General features: G+C 48.2%; 13 protein-coding genes. 6 read left to right on the top strand and 7 right to left on the bottom strand.

Translation table 11 applies throughout. The features are described 5' to 3' along the window. Nucleotides 1-91: 91 nt before the first annotated feature. Together JW984_16360 and JW984_16355 are read right to left on the bottom strand one after the other, a co-directional pair. Nucleotides 92-1,603, bottom strand: a complete 1,512-nt coding sequence (locus JW984_16360; protein ID MBN1574770.1) for a catalase — start codon at nt 1,601-1,603, stop codon at nt 92-94. 4 nt (nt 1,604-1,607) lie between these two features. After that, on the bottom strand, nt 1,608-2,090 hold the full coding sequence (locus tag JW984_16355; GenBank protein MBN1574769.1) for a transcriptional repressor: 483 nt from the start codon (nt 2,088-2,090) through the stop codon (nt 1,608-1,610). Between the two features lie 397 nt (nt 2,091-2,487). On the opposite strand from JW984_16355, the gene JW984_16350 reads away from it, so the two are divergent. The 4 genes from JW984_16350 to JW984_16335 all read left to right on the top strand — a co-directional run bounded on the left by JW984_16350 (nt 2,488) and on the right by JW984_16335 (nt 6,099). Beyond that, nucleotides 2,488-3,282, top strand: a complete 795-nt coding sequence (locus tag JW984_16350) for an SDR family oxidoreductase (GenBank protein ID MBN1574768.1) — start codon at nt 2,488-2,490, stop codon at nt 3,280-3,282. A 191-nt stretch (nt 3,283-3,473) separates the two neighbouring features. Beyond that, nucleotides 3,474-4,097 carry an isoprenylcysteine carboxylmethyltransferase family protein gene (locus JW984_16345; GenBank protein MBN1574767.1) on the top strand — a complete coding sequence of 208 codons (624 nt, stop codon included), beginning with the start codon at nt 3,474-3,476 and terminating at the stop codon, nt 4,095-4,097. Between the two features lie 335 nt (nt 4,098-4,432). Then, the gene (locus JW984_16340; GenBank protein MBN1574766.1) at nt 4,433-5,029 is read left to right on the top strand and encodes a TetR/AcrR family transcriptional regulator; all 597 of its coding nucleotides are present in this window, start codon (nt 4,433-4,435) and stop codon (nt 5,027-5,029) included. Between the two features lie 41 nt (nt 5,030-5,070). Continuing rightward, entirely contained in the window at nt 5,071-6,099 is a 1,029-nt protein-coding gene (locus JW984_16335) for a phosphohydrolase (GenBank protein ID MBN1574765.1), read from the top strand. 64 nt (nt 6,100-6,163) lie between these two features. On the opposite strand, the gene JW984_16330 is transcribed toward JW984_16335, so the two are convergent. Then, nucleotides 6,164-6,535: a hypothetical protein gene (locus JW984_16330; protein ID MBN1574764.1), complete on the bottom strand. Its 372-nt coding sequence runs from the start codon at nt 6,533-6,535 to the stop codon at nt 6,164-6,166. 219 nt (nt 6,536-6,754) lie between these two features. Beyond that, nucleotides 6,755-7,024, bottom strand: coding sequence for an RNA-binding protein (locus JW984_16325; GenBank protein MBN1574763.1), 270 nt, complete (start codon nt 7,022-7,024; stop codon nt 6,755-6,757). 569 nt (nt 7,025-7,593) lie between these two features. Here JW984_16325 and JW984_16320 point away from each other — a divergent pair. After that, nucleotides 7,594-7,989, top strand: a complete 396-nt coding sequence (locus tag JW984_16320; protein ID MBN1574762.1) for a hypothetical protein — start codon at nt 7,594-7,596, stop codon at nt 7,987-7,989. A 188-nt stretch (nt 7,990-8,177) separates the two neighbouring features. Here the strand turns inward: JW984_16320 and JW984_16315 are convergent, their stop codons facing one another. The 3 genes from JW984_16315 to JW984_16305 form a co-directional block, all read right to left on the bottom strand. Further along, nucleotides 8,178-9,854, bottom strand: a complete 1,677-nt coding sequence (locus JW984_16315; GenBank protein MBN1574761.1) for a long-chain fatty acid--CoA ligase — start codon at nt 9,852-9,854, stop codon at nt 8,178-8,180. 708 nt (nt 9,855-10,562) lie between these two features. After that, nucleotides 10,563-12,116 (bottom strand): hypothetical protein, encoded by a 1,554-nt coding sequence (locus tag JW984_16310; protein ID MBN1574760.1) that lies wholly within the window; start codon nt 12,114-12,116, stop codon nt 10,563-10,565. A gap of 133 nt (nt 12,117-12,249) precedes the next feature. Then, entirely contained in the window at nt 12,250-13,725 is a 1,476-nt protein-coding gene (locus JW984_16305; protein ID MBN1574759.1) for a hypothetical protein, read from the bottom strand. Nucleotides 13,726-13,877: 152 nt separating this feature from the next. Here JW984_16305 and JW984_16300 point away from each other — a divergent pair, with 152 nt between their 5' ends. Then, nucleotides 13,878-14,099 (top strand): hypothetical protein, encoded by a 222-nt coding sequence (locus JW984_16300; protein ID MBN1574758.1) that lies wholly within the window; start codon nt 13,878-13,880, stop codon nt 14,097-14,099. The last annotated feature ends 770 nt before the right edge of the window (nt 14,100-14,869 follow it).

The following is a 14,869-nucleotide window of genomic DNA, read 5'->3' as shown; positions in this document are numbered from 1 at the left end:
ATTTTCCTCTCTTGTTATCCATTAATTATATACAATAAATTAATGGTGTTAAAGCATTTTTAACCACCAAAACGCCAAAGACAACTCTGCATTATTTTGCAGTCGCCTTGACGCGCTCCTCCTGTGACATTGCCGCGAGCTTCTTTATATCACTCACGTTCAGCCCGAGTCCCTTTGCCACACGCTCGCCGTAATCGCCGTCAACCTTATAGAAGAGAGCCGTCTGCCTGAGCTCTATCCTTTTTTGTGCGTTCTTAAGATGCCCTACGATATTGCTCACGAGATTTTCACGATCCTTATCTTTCATGACCTTGTTGTAAAGATCGCCGGGCTGAACAAAATCAACATCTCCAAGCTCATAGGTGTGTCTCGCGGCCATCCCGGAAATATCGAGCTTCGGGAAAACTATGTCTGGATCGGGACTCGACCCGCCAAAGCTGTTCGGCCAGTAGTTAGGTCCCCCGCCGCCGTTATCGTCGAAGCGCATATAGCCGTCTCGCTGATAGCTGTCCATCTTGCACGCCCTCGGGGCGTTAATCGGCAACAGGTGATAGTTGGGGCCGAGTCTGTGGCGATGGGTATCGTGGTAACTGAACAGTCTCCCCTGAAGCATCTTGTCCGGGGAAGGTCCTATGCCCTGGACGAAATTTCCAGGAGAAAAGGCCGCCTGCTCGACTTCCGCAAAATAGTTATTCGGATTTCTATTCAGGACCAAACGGCCGACGTCCATGGGTGGAAAGTCGCCGTGGGGCCAGACCTTTGTAATATCAAACGGATCGAACCGATAATCTTTTGCCTGCTCCGGCGTCATTATCTGCACTTCCAAACGCCACGAGGGAAAATCGCCGCGTCCTATCGATTCATGGAGGTCCCGCGTCACGCAGTCCGGGTCAATGCCCCTCATTTTTGCCGCCTCTTCCCCGGTAAAGTTGTCAATCCCCTGTTCCGTCTTGAAGTGCAGCTGCACCCAAAAGTACTCACCTTTCTTGTTATACCACATATAAGTGTGGCTGCTGTACCCGTTCATATTTCGGAACGTCCTGGGAGTGCCGCGATCTGAAAACAGAATTGTAACCTGATGAATCGACTCCGGCGTAAGGGATAGAAAATCCCAGAACATATCCGCGTCCTTAAGGTTATTCGCGGGGTTTCGCTTCTGGGTATGAATGAAATCTGGAAACTTAAGGGGATCGCGAATAAAAAATACGGGTGTGTTGTTCCCCACCATATCATAGTTGCCCTCTTCCGTGTAGAATTTCAGGGCAAATCCCCTGGGATCCCTTTCAGAATCTGCGGACCCCTTCTCGCCGCCGACTGTGGAAAACCTGGCGAATACATCGGTCTTTTTCCCCACTTTCGATAGAAAATCGGCGCAGGTATACTTCGTCACATCGTGTGTTACTTCAAAATAGCCGTGGGCCCCAGCTCCCTTGGCGTGCACGACACGCTCGGGGATTCTCTCCCTGTCAAAATGCGCCAGCTTCTCGGTGAGATGAACGTCCTGTATTAAAACGGGCCCCTTCAATCCCGCCGTCATCGAGTTCAAATCATTATCCACCGGCATTCCGAAACCGGTTGTGAGAATTCTTTTTTTGTTTTTCATTTCTTTACCCTCCTTTCTTATTTTTGTTTTTTTCGCTTTGCCTTTTTTGCAAACAAAGTGAACACACACCCCTCATTTCAACATGAATATTTTCAACACTTCCCATACTCTCAACATTTTCGGGAATTTCTAAATGGCTGAAATCATCATTGTCAAAATCAAGTATTGTCCCACAGTTTCTACAAATAAAATGATGATGGGGATCCATGTTCCGATCGAATCGCAACCTATCGCATGAATTGCCGAAAGTTGTAATCAACCCCAGGTCTATAAAAAGCCACAGTGACCTGTAAACCGAGTCTAATGATATATTAGGCATTTTGACGCTTACTTTCTTATATACCGTCATTGCGTCAGGGTGATCTTTGGATTTAATAACCTCTTTAAATATTTCAATTCTCTGTGGGGTAAGCTTGAATCCCGCCTGTGTTATGGTTTTTTTAAAGTCATCCAGTTTCTGAGATATTTTCTCTGAGCTGTCTTCCATTTCCTGAAACTTTATTAATTATCATTCCTATTTAAGAATTTACCCTAATTAGATGCCTTTGTCAAGTTGTTTTTTAATATGCAACTAAATCAAGTTGTTTTGATATTGATTTTTGAATCTTTAACAAAAAAATCCGTGTGAGAGTTACTAAAAACCGTTTGTAATAAGAGCTTTTTCAATTTTTCGTTTGGGGAAGTGAAGTGGAGGATTCATTCGATGCACAAACTCTTAACGAGAGCGTTGGGCTGTAATGAAATTGTATTCTATCTAATGAAGGTGTTGAACAAAAACTGGAATAGAAATGGACAAAAATATTTTACATATTTCAATTGACCTCACCGAAAGTAGTTATATAATATACCCCTTGAAACACTAATTTAGCAATTGAGATTAGAATATGCAAGAAAAAACAAAAGGAACCGCCCTCATCACCGGCGGAACCAGCGGGATAGGGAAGGCCTTCGCCACGGCCTTCGCGAAAAAGGGGTACGATCTCGTTATCACCGGCAGACGCCGGGAAAAGATCGAGTCCGTTGCAGATTCGATCAAAAAGGAGCATAAGGTAAAGGTCGAGGTGATCATTTGTGAGCTTTCTGACAAAAAGGAGCTGGATAAGCTGATAGAGAGGGTAAGATCGACGGACAACCTCGAAATCCTCGTCAACAACGCCGGCTTTGCGGTGAGCGGGAGCTTCCACGAATCGGATATCGGGCCGCAAAGGGAGATGCTGGCGGTGCACTCGGTCGCCACCATGGAGCTGACGTACGCGGCGCTTCCGAAAATGGTGAAGAACGGCAGGGGGTATATTATCAACCTGTCATCCATCGGCGGGCTTTTGCCCTTCCCCGGAAACTCAATCTACTCGGCGACCAAGGCCTTCGTGAAGTTCTTCACCGAGAGCATCCATCTCGAACTCAAGGGGACCGGCGTTAGGGTACAGGCTCTGTGCCCCGGTATGACCGTAACGGATTTCCACGAGAAGATGGGGCTTAAACCTTCCGAGATCTATGAAACCAAGGGGATGAGCAAGGCGATGAGCCCCGATGAAGTCGTCAAAATATCTCTCGACTGTCTAAAGAGAGACAGGCCGATCTGTATCCCCGGGCTGAACAACCGGATAACCCATCTCATGGTCCGCTTTATGCCTGAGAGATTGATGTATAAGATAATCGTCTCGTCTCTCAGGAAATAGAGAGGTTGGCGATTCAGGCGGGAGTTTATAGATTCAAAATCTCTCTATACTTGACTCGGCTCGCCTTTTGAGCTGTGTTCAAGCATGATGGGCGGATTGAGACAAAAGGACTCATTTGGAGCATCTCCTGTAATTGGGTAATCGGGGAGAAAGGTATGAGCGTTAATATTAAAAATCTAATCCCGATGATAATGTCGCCCATCCTCTTTATACTGATCCTGGTCCTGACGTTTTTGAGGCTCAAGGGCGGGGGTATATGGGACGGGTGGATATTCAACATGGACATCGTCTTTGTATGCGCATACCTCTTTTGGATTATCTTGGAATCGAAGGTTTCGAAGAGCGAGCTGGACAAGGGGGACAAGACCCGCGACTTCGGGACGTGCGAGCTCTACGCGATAGGCCAGGCGGCGGTATTCCTCTCCGCCCTCTGGTTTAAATCGGTCTGGCAGTCCCCCGGCCCCTTTCACCTCCTCGGATTTTCGATATTTCTCATCGGCGTCTCCTTAAGGCTCTGGGCGATCAGGACGCTGGGGAGGTACTACTCGCACATAGTCAGGGAGGTCGACGGCCACAGGATCATAGACTCGGGGCCCTACAGGTACATCCGCCACCCGGCCTACTCCGGGATGATCGCGGCAAACCTCGGCGTCATAATCTACTTCTTCAATCTCCCGACCTTGATTATTTACCTCTTTCTCTTTATACCGGCGATAGCGCTGAGAATCCTGGGGGAGGAGAAGACCCTTTTCAAGATGGATGGCTACCCGGAGTTCGCAAGGGAGAGAAGGCGCCTCTTTCCGGCCCTGTGGTGAGTGGGGGGACAAATTGACGGACGGGCCATTTTAGGCAAGAAACGGATCGGGTCAAGACAAGAATGAGAGAAGTAGGGGAATGATCAATTGATTAATCTGCCTAAAAAAATCGGATCCGATATTAACTGACTTCAATATCCGGCATTGAAAACCAGTTTAGATAAGGAAGGGCGTCCCCAGGCGCCCTTTTTTCTTCCATCTTCAAACACCTCTGCCGTCTCGGTTTTTTTCAATCATCCGAAAAAAAACAAAAAAATCCCTTGACACACGCTTTTTTTGTGCTATATTTGAACTATAAAACGATATAGGTACAAAATGATTTTTAGGACAAATTAATGAAGCAGGAAAAGCTGGATGAAATACTAAAAACGGCCAGGAAGCTCTTCGCCCGCTACGGCCTCAAGAAGACAAACCTCGATGAGATCGCCCGGCTTGCGCGGGTCGCCAAGGGGACCATCTACAACTACTTCGGGAGCAAGGACAGGGTCTATATGGAGGTCCTCAACCGGGAGGCGGACGAGATTCTGGAAAGCGTCCTGTCGTCCGTCGAAAGAGAGACCTCCCCCGACAAAAAGTTAGTTTCCTTTGTCCGCGCAAAGTTCAAGTATATGCACAGGGCCGTAAATATCCTAAATCTTGACAAAGAGGGGATAGAAAATCTCCTGCCGAGCGCCGAGAAGATTCGAGACGATTTTTTCAATCGGGAGAACAACATCATCGTATCCATTCTGAAAGAGGGGATCGAAAAGGGGACCTTCAAGACCAACGACATACTCCTTACCGCAAGGGCGATCGGCTATGCGCTGAAGGGCTTTGAGCTCAACTGGCTGGTGCAGGAAAGCGAGGAGCTCATAGAGCATTATCTCGACGAATTGCTGAAGCTCCTTTTCTTCGGAATTATGTCTGAAAAGGGGGTTAAAGACACGGCCTGAAAGCCGCCCCTCTGTAAAACACTTCAATAATGGTGTGAAAGATGATTTCAGAAATTGTAGAGGTGCTTTTTACCTTCTCTGTCTTTTCTATCCTGGGATGGATCCTCGAGGTCTCTTACCGCTCTTACAACGCCGGGAGGTTCGTCAACCCCGGTCTTTTGAAGGGGCCCTATCTCATACTTTACGGCACGAGCGCCCTGATCCTTATCGTGGCCATATCTCTGCTGCGGGAATCGGGCCCGGCGATAAAGGCGCTGGTCTATATCATAATCATAACCGGGCTTGAATTTGCCTCGGGAGTCATCGCCAAGCGCCTTTTCAACACCCGCCTCTGGGACTATTCCGACCAGCATCTCAATTACAAGGGCTACATCTGTCTAAAGTTCTCGATTTACTGGACGTTTGCGGCGTTTGTCTTTGAATATCTTATATTTCCGGCATACAAGAATGCCCTCTTCGGTTTTCCGCCCTCCTCTGTAATATTTTTTGCGATAGCCCTCTCCTCCATAATGCTTGTCGATTTCCTGACCCTATCGGTGGAAACCTTCTTCAGGCTTACGCCGGAAGAGAGAGAAATTCTTAACAGGCAATACACAAGCGTGACGAGGCCCCTTCTTGAAGACCAGAGGGTGGCGATCCTATCTGAATGTAACCACCACAACGGCAAGTCAAGGTTGGACCATGTAAAGGAGGTGGCGTATCTTGGCCTTATAGCGGGGAAGAAGCTTTCCCTCGACTGTGATGCTATCGTCCGGGGGGCACTGCTGCACGACCTTTTCTACTACGACTGGCTGCGGGAAGGGCCGAGACTCCACGGCTTCAGGCACCCGAACATCTCCCTCAAGAACGCTCGTGAGATAACAAGCCTCTCCAGAAAGGAGGAGGACATCATCAAAAAACATATGTGGCCCCTTACCGTGATTCCGCCCATTTACTTGGAGTCGCTCGTCGTCTCATCGCTGGACACGTTTTGTTCCATAAGGGACTATCTGACCGTGAAGAGATATTACGAAACGGCAAAGACTTCCGTGATCCGCTTCGGCCTGGAATTGATCGAGAGGGGAAGATGACGACAAAAAGGGCGCCCGAAGCGCCCTTTTCTAGCAAAACTGTAGATGAAACCTTCTCTTTTTTTTACTTGCCCCAGGCGAGTATACAAAGCACAATGACATTGACGATGGGGATGAGAAGAAGAATGATCCACCATGCTGGCTTGCCCCTTGCCTTTAAGATGTCTATACCAACAATTATCCCAATGATAATATTCACAAGGGGTATCAGGAGCAGGATAAGCCACCAGACGGGCCTCTTGGCAATGTTAAGTAGCAGGACAATATTGAGAATGGGAATCCAGGCAAACCAGGCGTTTTTCGTATTGGTCTTTTTTGCAATACCCATGAGGGCGAGGGCGAAGAAAACGTAACCCAAAACAGCAATAAGTATTGAGCCAAAACCACCCCCACCGGCCTCTTCTGCGTACTGCATGATAAACAGCGAAGGATCCATTTAAGCCTCCTCTAAAGGATTAAAAACATACTTCGTTGAAGCTATCATAAATGCTTAAGAATAGCAAGCATTTTTTGGAGTTAATTAAAAGCTCAACTTTCACGACACTTGTATCATTATTATAGTAAGTTAATATTAACCCTCGATGCTCAGCTTCTTAAAGACAATAAAAAAGGGGGGAATAGTCCCCCCTCTCTTGTTCGGAATTTAACTCGTGGGTTAATACCTACGATGGTTATCCCTCTGATTCCTGCTCCGAGGAGGCTTTGCCTCGTCGACGTTCAGTGTTCGTCCGGATAAATCCTTTCCGTGTAATGCCTCTTTCGCCTCTTCGGCTTCGGCCTGGGTCGACATTTCGACAAATCCAAAGCCTTTTCTCTCGATGACCTTGGCCTCTACAACCTCTCCATATTCCGAAAAGAGGTTTTCGAGCTCTTCAGCGGTCACCGAATAGCTGAGGTTTCCCACAAAAAGTTTGCTTCCTTGCATTCTTGACTCCTTTTTCTCTATTTAACAACGGTCACTTCAGGAGGCGAAAACAAGAAAACAACAATACCTCTCTCAAAACACATTATTAAACTCGAGAATAAAACATAAAAAACTGCTATTGAAATTATCGGACACCTTGATGATACGCCTCGACTCTCTCTTTAGCAGTATCCATAATCAGGACCCCGCGCCCTGATCGTGATTAACAATACAACAAATTTTTTCATATGTCAAGAAAAATGTGCGTTATGAAGACAAGAAAAGACATATTTTGTAGATAAGTAAGGATAAAATGCCTGTATTTTTCATTATAGAACGATCGATATGGACATCAAATCGTCTAAAATCGCCATGAATATTAAATAAAAGGAAGTATTTACCAAAAGTATCTTAAAGATTGACCTATCTAATATCAATGCTTCACTAATTTCAATGCTTCAACATATCAACATTCGAACTGTTATTGACCTTGCCCCCCATTTCTATTTATGCAATCCGAAGGATTTCAACACCCACATTGTTTATACCATTAAGAAATTATGCAAATTCAAAGTCAAGGAGGCATAGTCATGGATAGAATAAAGAATAAGACGGGCGTGGTTCTTGTATTTGCGGCGATTGTCCTTCTCTTCGCCGGATCTGTCTCAGGACAGGATTTATACAGGAACGTACGAAATAACAATACAGGAACATCGTCTAAAACGGGATACGGATCGTGCATAAATCCCGGTTCGGGGAGCTACTGTAATTACGCCTGGAGGAACAATCCGGCGGGCACCATGCCCGGCGGTTTTCTCCGGTTCATGATCAAAAGGAATCAATATGATAGTCGGGAACAATATTACAACGAAAACCGGAATTGGTATAAAGAGCGGAGACTCGACGGGGCGAGGGGTCGTAACGACAGGACTCACCGAGATGGATACGACAGGTATAATCGGGGATATTATAATTGGTCCCGCTGATCTCGGGCGGCCGAAGTCGGGCCGCTGACAGCCAACAGGGGCCGGCGGAGCATAGCGGGGCGTCACCTCCCCCCGGCCCAAAACCGTCGGCCAAATCAAAGGGGGGACGGGTCATTACAACCCGCCCCCCTTTTATATACACAATATCGGTTTGTTTTCGAGGATAAAACTATATTATATCCCCACCTCTACTTGCCAGCTTCCTTTGCCTTCTTCATCTCCATATCCCTGAGCTCTCTCCTCAATACCTTTCCCACGGTGCTCTTCGGCAGCTCGTTCATGAACTCCACCACCTTCGGCACCTTGTAGGCGGCGAGGTTCTTCTTGCAGTAGGCGATGACTTCCTCTTCCGTCAGCTTTTCGCCCGGTTTGACGACGACAAACGCCTTTATCGTCTCGCCCCTGTACTTGTCCGGCACCCCGGCGGCGCACGCCTCGAGGATCTTCGGGTGCTCGTAAAGGACGTTGTCTATCTCCACTGGATAGATATTGTATCCCCCCGCAATGACCATATCCTTCTTCCTGTCCACGATGGTTAGGTAGCCGTCCTCGTCGAAGAATCCGAGGTCGCCCGAGTAGAACCACCCGTTTCTCACCGCCTCTTTCGTCTCCTTCGGCTTGTTGTAGTAGCCCATCATGAGCTGCGGACCCGTGATGATTATCTCCCCCGTCTCGTGAGGCTTGAGCTCCTTCGTCCCCTTGTCCGAATCCATCACCTTGACGTCCGTGTCTGCGATCGGGATGCCCACCGTCCCCGGCTTTATGGTTCCGCTGCTCGGGGTGATGGTCGCCGCGGGGGAGACCTCGGTCATCCCGTAGATCTCCGACATCGTGGCCCCGGTGAGGTCTTTCAGGTCCCTCAGCGTTTCCGGTGCGAGGGGGGCCGCGGCGGAGAAAAACCCCTTTATAAAGGTGAGATCGAGACTGCGGAAGCTCGGCTCGTTCAAAAGCCCTACGAAGATTGTCGGAACGCCCGGGAGCCATCCCGGCTTGGTCTTCTTCAAGATTTCAACGATTCCCTTCGGCTCGGGGCGGGGTATCAGTATCTGCGTCCACCCCATCCAGACGGCAAAACAGCTTATGATGTTTCCCGCCGAGTGAAACAAGGGGTAGGTGCCGACGATCGAATCGTCCCCGAAAGTAAGATCGGGAAACCATCTCTGTATCTGCTGCACGTTGACGGAGAGGTTCTTGTGGGAGAGCATGACCCCCTTGCTGACCCCCGTGGTTCCGCCGGTGTAGATCAGGGTCGCTAGATCGTCCCACTTGCTCTTGTCTTCGATCGGCTCCTTTGAGTATTTTTTTATCAGGTTGATGAAAACCTTTACGTCATCGGTCTCTTCGATATCTCTGTGCATTGCCTTCTTCACATAGGGGAAGAGCTGCTTCTTTGGAAATGAGAGGTATGAATGAATATGGCAGGCGATTATCTTCTTTATCTTCGTCTTGGGCATCAATCCCTGCATCCGGGGCACCAGTAGCGAAAGAGTGATGATATACTCCGAGCCGGAGTCGTTCAGCTGATACTCCAGCTCCCGCTCGGTATAAAGGGGATTGTTCTGCGCTATAACGGCCCCGATGCGCATGATGGCGAGATCGGCGATAACCACCTGAGGGATGTTCGGAAGGCATACCGCCACGTTGTCCCCCTTTTTGACACCCATGTCAATGAGCGCCCGGGCAAAGCTGTTGACCAAACCATCGAGCTCCTTATAGGTGATCTTTCTGCCCATGTAGTTGATGGCCGACTGGTTAGGGTACTTCTCCGCCGATCTCTTCAGCGCCTGAGAAATGGTGTGCTTATCGTAATCGATATTCTTCGGCACGTTAGGTGGGTAAAACTTATGCCATACTTTTTCCGCCATAATTTCCTCCTTCTGTCTTTAGATAGAATAAATCAAAATTTATCGTAATCAACTTAATCATCTCATCGGAGCCTTGCGTCAACCGCGATTCCCCTTAAAAAACCAATTTGAAATTTAAGCCCTTTCCCTTTTCCCAAACGGAGTTAATTTACCACAAATGAATATCAGAAGCAAACAAGAAAATATTTCAAAAATGAATGTTTGTATTTTATCGGTGGAAGTTGGGAAATATGTGGTCACAAAGAGTTAAGAGGAGTTGAAAAAGACCCCGGCAGCCTTTTTGGAATAATTGGAGCCGAAGGCCAAAATACCGATGTTGTCAATTCATAACAGGATCGGGAGTCAAAAGCCCCGTCTCTTTGGACGGAAGAAATAAATTTCGCCGTTTCTATTTCTTGCCAAGCGGTTTTCGATTCAGTAAAAAAACAATGAGTTCATTAGTGATTCATTAGAAAGACTCATCAAGGCAAATATCAACTTCCGATCTCACTCTTCAGCTCAATGGACAAATTGAAGAACATTTAGAGAGGCGACTTATAATAAAGACACTTTCTTGGTTTTTTATCAGGTTTTGTGAATAGACCGGTCTCCCCATCCGGCCCTGACGTCCCGGGCTTTCTTTTCACCACAGCATTCGAATATCCCTCGATTCCATGAAGAGGGGGGTGAGGCTTTATTTTTTTCATTATACGCGGGCGGGGAACTCTCCTACTCGTAACTGCCGTGACCGCCGCTGGGATCCATGCCTCCGCCGGGGCCTGTGTTGCCTCCACCTTCGATGAAGTCATTGCCGGTATCGGTCTCCTCCAGAAAATTGGAAAGCTCCTCGGTCGAATTCCCCTCTTTTTTGTCCTCCTTTTTATAATAGGTAACCGTCCCGTCTTTGTGCTTGGTGTACCATCTATTTTCATTCTCATCGTAATAGGTCACCGAGCCGTCAGGGTGAACGGTGTAAGCCTTCTTCCCGTCCGTGTAGAAGTAGGTTACGTTCCCATCCGAGTCTCTTTCAAATTCATCCTTGAGGGACTTGGGCGTAGGGGTGCCTACGTTAAAGGAGCCGGTCTCCTTTTTGTCCCCCGTTCCGGGTGTTGGCGTGGCGACGTCAAAAGAGCCGGTCTCTTTATCTCCTCCCGTATTTGGAGTGGGAGTCCCCGTGTCGAAGGAGTCTGTCTCCTTGTTATCTCCCGTTCCGGGCGTGGGGGTGCCGATGGTCTCCGTCTCCGGGCTCTGGGCCATATTAACCTTCTCTTCCTTTACATTCCCCTTTTCCCCCTCGTAGCCGTATTCGGGGCCCGTGTTCCCCTCCAGCTTTTTCGACGCCGGGGCGGACTTGTCCAGGCTTTGGACCATCCTGTCCACTTCCTCTCTATTCCCCTTCTTCATGTCGTCCGGGATCGTTCCGCCGGAGTGATATATCACGTTTCCCTCGTGGTCCTCCACATACCACACCTTCCCATCCTTGTAGTAGGTAATGTTCGGCTGATAGCCGGGACCAATCTTAAAGCGTATGCTCCCGTCCGGGTAGTACGCCACCTCCGAGCCGTCGCTGAAAACCGTGATCGATGATCCGTCCGGCTTCTTGACTGTGTAGAGGGGGTATGGCTTGGGTTTTTTGTCACCCCCCGCCGGATCGGGGGTCCCTATCGATCCCGGCTCGCCCTTCTCGTCATAGGGCGGGAGCGGCTTGTTGAATAAGTCGTCCTCGTAGCCCATCCCCACGTCCGTTCCGCCCGACCCCGATTTATTGTCCTCCCCGCCGGGCGCATATGCGGCCGGAGGAGGCATTTTGTTCTTTATCTCCTCCACCCCCTCGACCCTATCCTTCTCCCAGATGAGGTGGGTGATCGTCCCGTCCGCGTCCTCCCTGAACGACTCCCTGCCGTCCCTGTCGTACCATACCTTATTGCCCTGGCTGTCCCTTGTATACAGCTTCTCCCCCTTTGCGGTGTAGTAGGTCACCCTTCCGTCCCCGTGATCGACCCAGATAGTCCTCCCCTCGTACCCCTGCTTCTCTCCGGGGGCGCCATATTTGTAATCCCATCCGCCGTCCGCCGAGGGGCCGTATTGTCCCGCGTCGTAGTGCCTCTTGCTCCCGTCCGGATAAAATTTGGTAACGGTTCCGTCTTCGTGTATCACGTAATCAATGCTTCCGTCCTTGTTGAAGAATATCAACAGGCTTTTATTCGTGTCGTGAAAAAGAAAGAGGCACCCAGACATGGCCAGTATCATGACACCCACGAGTATTAGGCTTATCCTTTTCATAATTTTACCCCTATATATAAAATTTTCCTGGGCGGATTCAATGCGGCTCAATCCGCATTCATCTAACATAATCTTCCGCCCGGCACATTAGGCCGCGCCGCAGGGTTGTATGAATAGTCCCGCGTCGTCCCGGTTAAAAGGAGTATGAGATGCCCAGGATGACGCTGTAGTCTCTCCTCATGGAATCGGACCTTATCGGGTCCGGCAAAAAGAGGTTGACGTTGTTTGCGCCGTCCAGTACGTAGTCGGATTCGTGGAGTATGGGAATATGAGTTGTCAGGTTTATCGTGAGTCCGCTTTTTGGCAGGGTGTAGCCGAGACCGAGCTTCAATCCAAGATACTGGCTGTGGCCGTTCCCGTAGTAGTTGTAGATGGAGGTAACGTCCCCGTCAGCGTAGTTCCTCTGCCTCTTGTTCATGGAGATGAAGGTGTAGTAATAGTTTACGCCCATAGAGAGCCAGAGCTGTTGCGTCAGCGGCAGATTTCCCCCGGCCGAAAAACCGATGGTGTTGTTGTTGTAAACCACGTTGCTGTTGTTCAGCGAGCTGGGGAGCCCTCCCTTCGATTCGTCTATGAATAAGACCGTCCTCGAAGTACCGTTGTAATATTTATAATAGCACCACAAATAGAGTCCCAGCTCATCCGTCTTGCCGGTTGGGTAATATTTCAGACCGAGACCGAGATCCATTAAATGGGCCCTTAAATCATTTTCATAGTCCTTGAAATAGAGATAGCTTTGTGGAAGGGTGTCTCTGTCGTAGACCCCGAATCCGGAATATTCTTCAAGCTCGTTGTTGAATGCATACGACAGCGAGAACGGGACCCTGAAGTATTTCGAGGGCTTCCAGATGCCGTCGATCTCCGTCCTGATCTTCCACCCGTCTATGCTTCCGTTGTCCCTGAAGTCGTAATAGGTTCTGTTCATCGGGTAGTTAACAATATCCTCCTCGTATCTAAGATTTCCGAAAAGGCCCGCCGCCTCGAGGGCGAAGTCGAGCTCCAGATCCTTTAAGGGAAGCCACCCCATTCCAAATGTCGCGCCGATGTAATACTTCTCCTTCGTTTCGATGTACTGGGCGTATCTTCCGCTCCGGTTTGTCTTGACGGTACTGTACAGGGTCTCGTCCCTCGCCTGGCTAAAGTCGAGGTTCAGGGAGACGCCGAGGGCTATCTTGTTGGAAAGCCTCCTCGCATAGAGGAGATCGAGGGACTCGCCGTTTGTGCGGGAATATTTCCCGTACTCGTCGATGTAGTAGGTCCCGCTGGACGGATAGCTCTGATGAAAAAAACCATCGGTGTATTCGAGCCCGAGGTCATAGCTTGCGAACGCCCCGAAGTTGCTCTCCGGCGAAAGTATTTGGACGTAACCGATGTAAAGGCCGTGATTTACAATGTCCTTTTCGGCCGCGAGGTAGGTCGTGTAATTTCCCGTGATCGAATTGGAGATATTATGCAATCTTCCGGAGCCGAAGGTGGCCCTATATGACGCAAAGATCGAGTCTTCATCAACCCCCCTTAGAAAAACCGGATTGGTCTCCCAGTCGATGGCAAACGCGGGAATACTTGCGAGTATAAATAGTATCGAAAAGACGATTCCTTTTCTAATCATTACACTCCTCCTTATAATGACGATAATATACAGCAGCACATTACTTTATATACAAAAAAAGTCAAGAAAAAAACTTCTCGCTGAATAATCTTGACATATCAGACTTTTTTCTCTATTTTATCAGTCATAATAAGATTAATTGGGAGAATCAAATGAAAAGGACTTTAAATCTGCTCCTCTTTTTTATCGTTTTCATATCCTTATCTTCGATGCCGTTATCCCTTGCCGCAGAAGAGGGTGATTTTACCGAGCCTGGCGCTAACTTCGAAAAGCCGGTATCCACGGAGGAGGAGAAGGCCCTCAATGTATACAGTCAGGACGACTCTGAAACCTCCGGCAGCGAAAACCAGGAGCACGACGGCGCCGTCCATTGAGCATGGATCGGGAGTGTAGGATTGGAAGCGTTCCCTTATACAGATAGGATTCGGGGTCCTTTGTCTTTAATTCTTCGTCTTTGAAAAATGTACTTACAGGGACTCTAAGAGCCTTTGCGATATTCTCGAAGTCCCCGATTGTAAGGAGACAACTGTTTAAATCCGTAATTTGAAAAAGTTACGAATTGTGTAGAAAGTTGTTACTTCAGTAAGAAGTGACAATTTAATATCTTACTCCAAACCCTATTTGTAACACCCAGTTTTACGGCAATAGTCCTCCCGGCTCCCGAGACTGTATTTCTTTAAAGCGGGATAACCGACGAGTCAAAAGAGACTCCAATATGCTGATAATCTGAAAGTAATGGGAGAACATATTACATTTCAACTCAAAGTCGACGTATAATTTCCTTTCAAAAAATAGTAATAAGTCAAGGACTTTTTTACAGACTCCCCTCACATGCTATATTCAACTTATGCATAGTTACTTTAAGGGGATAGTTACCAAATTTAATTTACCGCTCGAACCGGGGAAGAAGAGGGTGATGTAATCCCTTTCGGGAAGGGTGAAAAGGGAATTGACCAGATGACTGAAAAAGGAGATTTTTTAGCGTTTTTTTTTACGCCCTGTTTGGCATCGTTTTTGTATCAATGAAATTTTCGGGAAAGCTAAAACATGTAAGTTATTGAAATCACTGGAGCCGGAGGGGGGAGTTGAACCCCCGACCTGATGATTACGAAATGAGAAATCAAAACATCCAACCCCCCGCAAT

Origin of the sequence: Candidatus Zymogenus saltonus (assembly GCA_016929395.1) — a bacterium.
Lineage (GTDB): Bacteria > Desulfobacterota > Zymogenia > Zymogenales > Zymogenaceae > Zymogenus > Zymogenus saltonus.
This window is presented reverse-complemented; position numbering and strand designations above follow the sequence as displayed.

Bases quoted from the DNA above. Each gene is read 5' to 3' on its own strand.
- JW984_16360 (MBN1574770.1), bottom strand. From the start codon at position 1,603: ATGAAAAACAAAAAAAGAATTCTCACAACCGGTTTCGGAATGCCGGTG.
- JW984_16355 (MBN1574769.1), bottom strand. From the start codon at position 2,090: ATGGAAGACAGCTCAGAGAAAATATCTCAGAAACTGGATGACTTTAAA.
- JW984_16350 (MBN1574768.1), top strand. From the start codon at position 2,488: ATGCAAGAAAAAACAAAAGGAACCGCCCTCATCACCGGCGGAACCAGC.
- JW984_16345 (MBN1574767.1), top strand. From the start codon at position 3,474: ATGTCGCCCATCCTCTTTATACTGATCCTGGTCCTGACGTTTTTGAGG.
- JW984_16340 (MBN1574766.1), top strand. From the start codon at position 4,433: ATGAAGCAGGAAAAGCTGGATGAAATACTAAAAACGGCCAGGAAGCTC.
- JW984_16335 (MBN1574765.1), top strand. From the start codon at position 5,071: ATGATTTCAGAAATTGTAGAGGTGCTTTTTACCTTCTCTGTCTTTTCT.
- JW984_16330 (MBN1574764.1), bottom strand. From the start codon at position 6,535: ATGGATCCTTCGCTGTTTATCATGCAGTACGCAGAAGAGGCCGGTGGG.
- JW984_16325 (MBN1574763.1), bottom strand. From the start codon at position 7,024: ATGCAAGGAAGCAAACTTTTTGTGGGAAACCTCAGCTATTCGGTGACC.
- JW984_16320 (MBN1574762.1), top strand. From the start codon at position 7,594: ATGGATAGAATAAAGAATAAGACGGGCGTGGTTCTTGTATTTGCGGCG.
- JW984_16315 (MBN1574761.1), bottom strand. From the start codon at position 9,854: ATGGCGGAAAAAGTATGGCATAAGTTTTACCCACCTAACGTGCCGAAG.
- JW984_16310 (MBN1574760.1), bottom strand. From the start codon at position 12,116: ATGAAAAGGATAAGCCTAATACTCGTGGGTGTCATGATACTGGCCATG.
- JW984_16305 (MBN1574759.1), bottom strand. From the start codon at position 13,725: ATGATTAGAAAAGGAATCGTCTTTTCGATACTATTTATACTCGCAAGT.
- JW984_16300 (MBN1574758.1), top strand. From the start codon at position 13,878: ATGAAAAGGACTTTAAATCTGCTCCTCTTTTTTATCGTTTTCATATCC.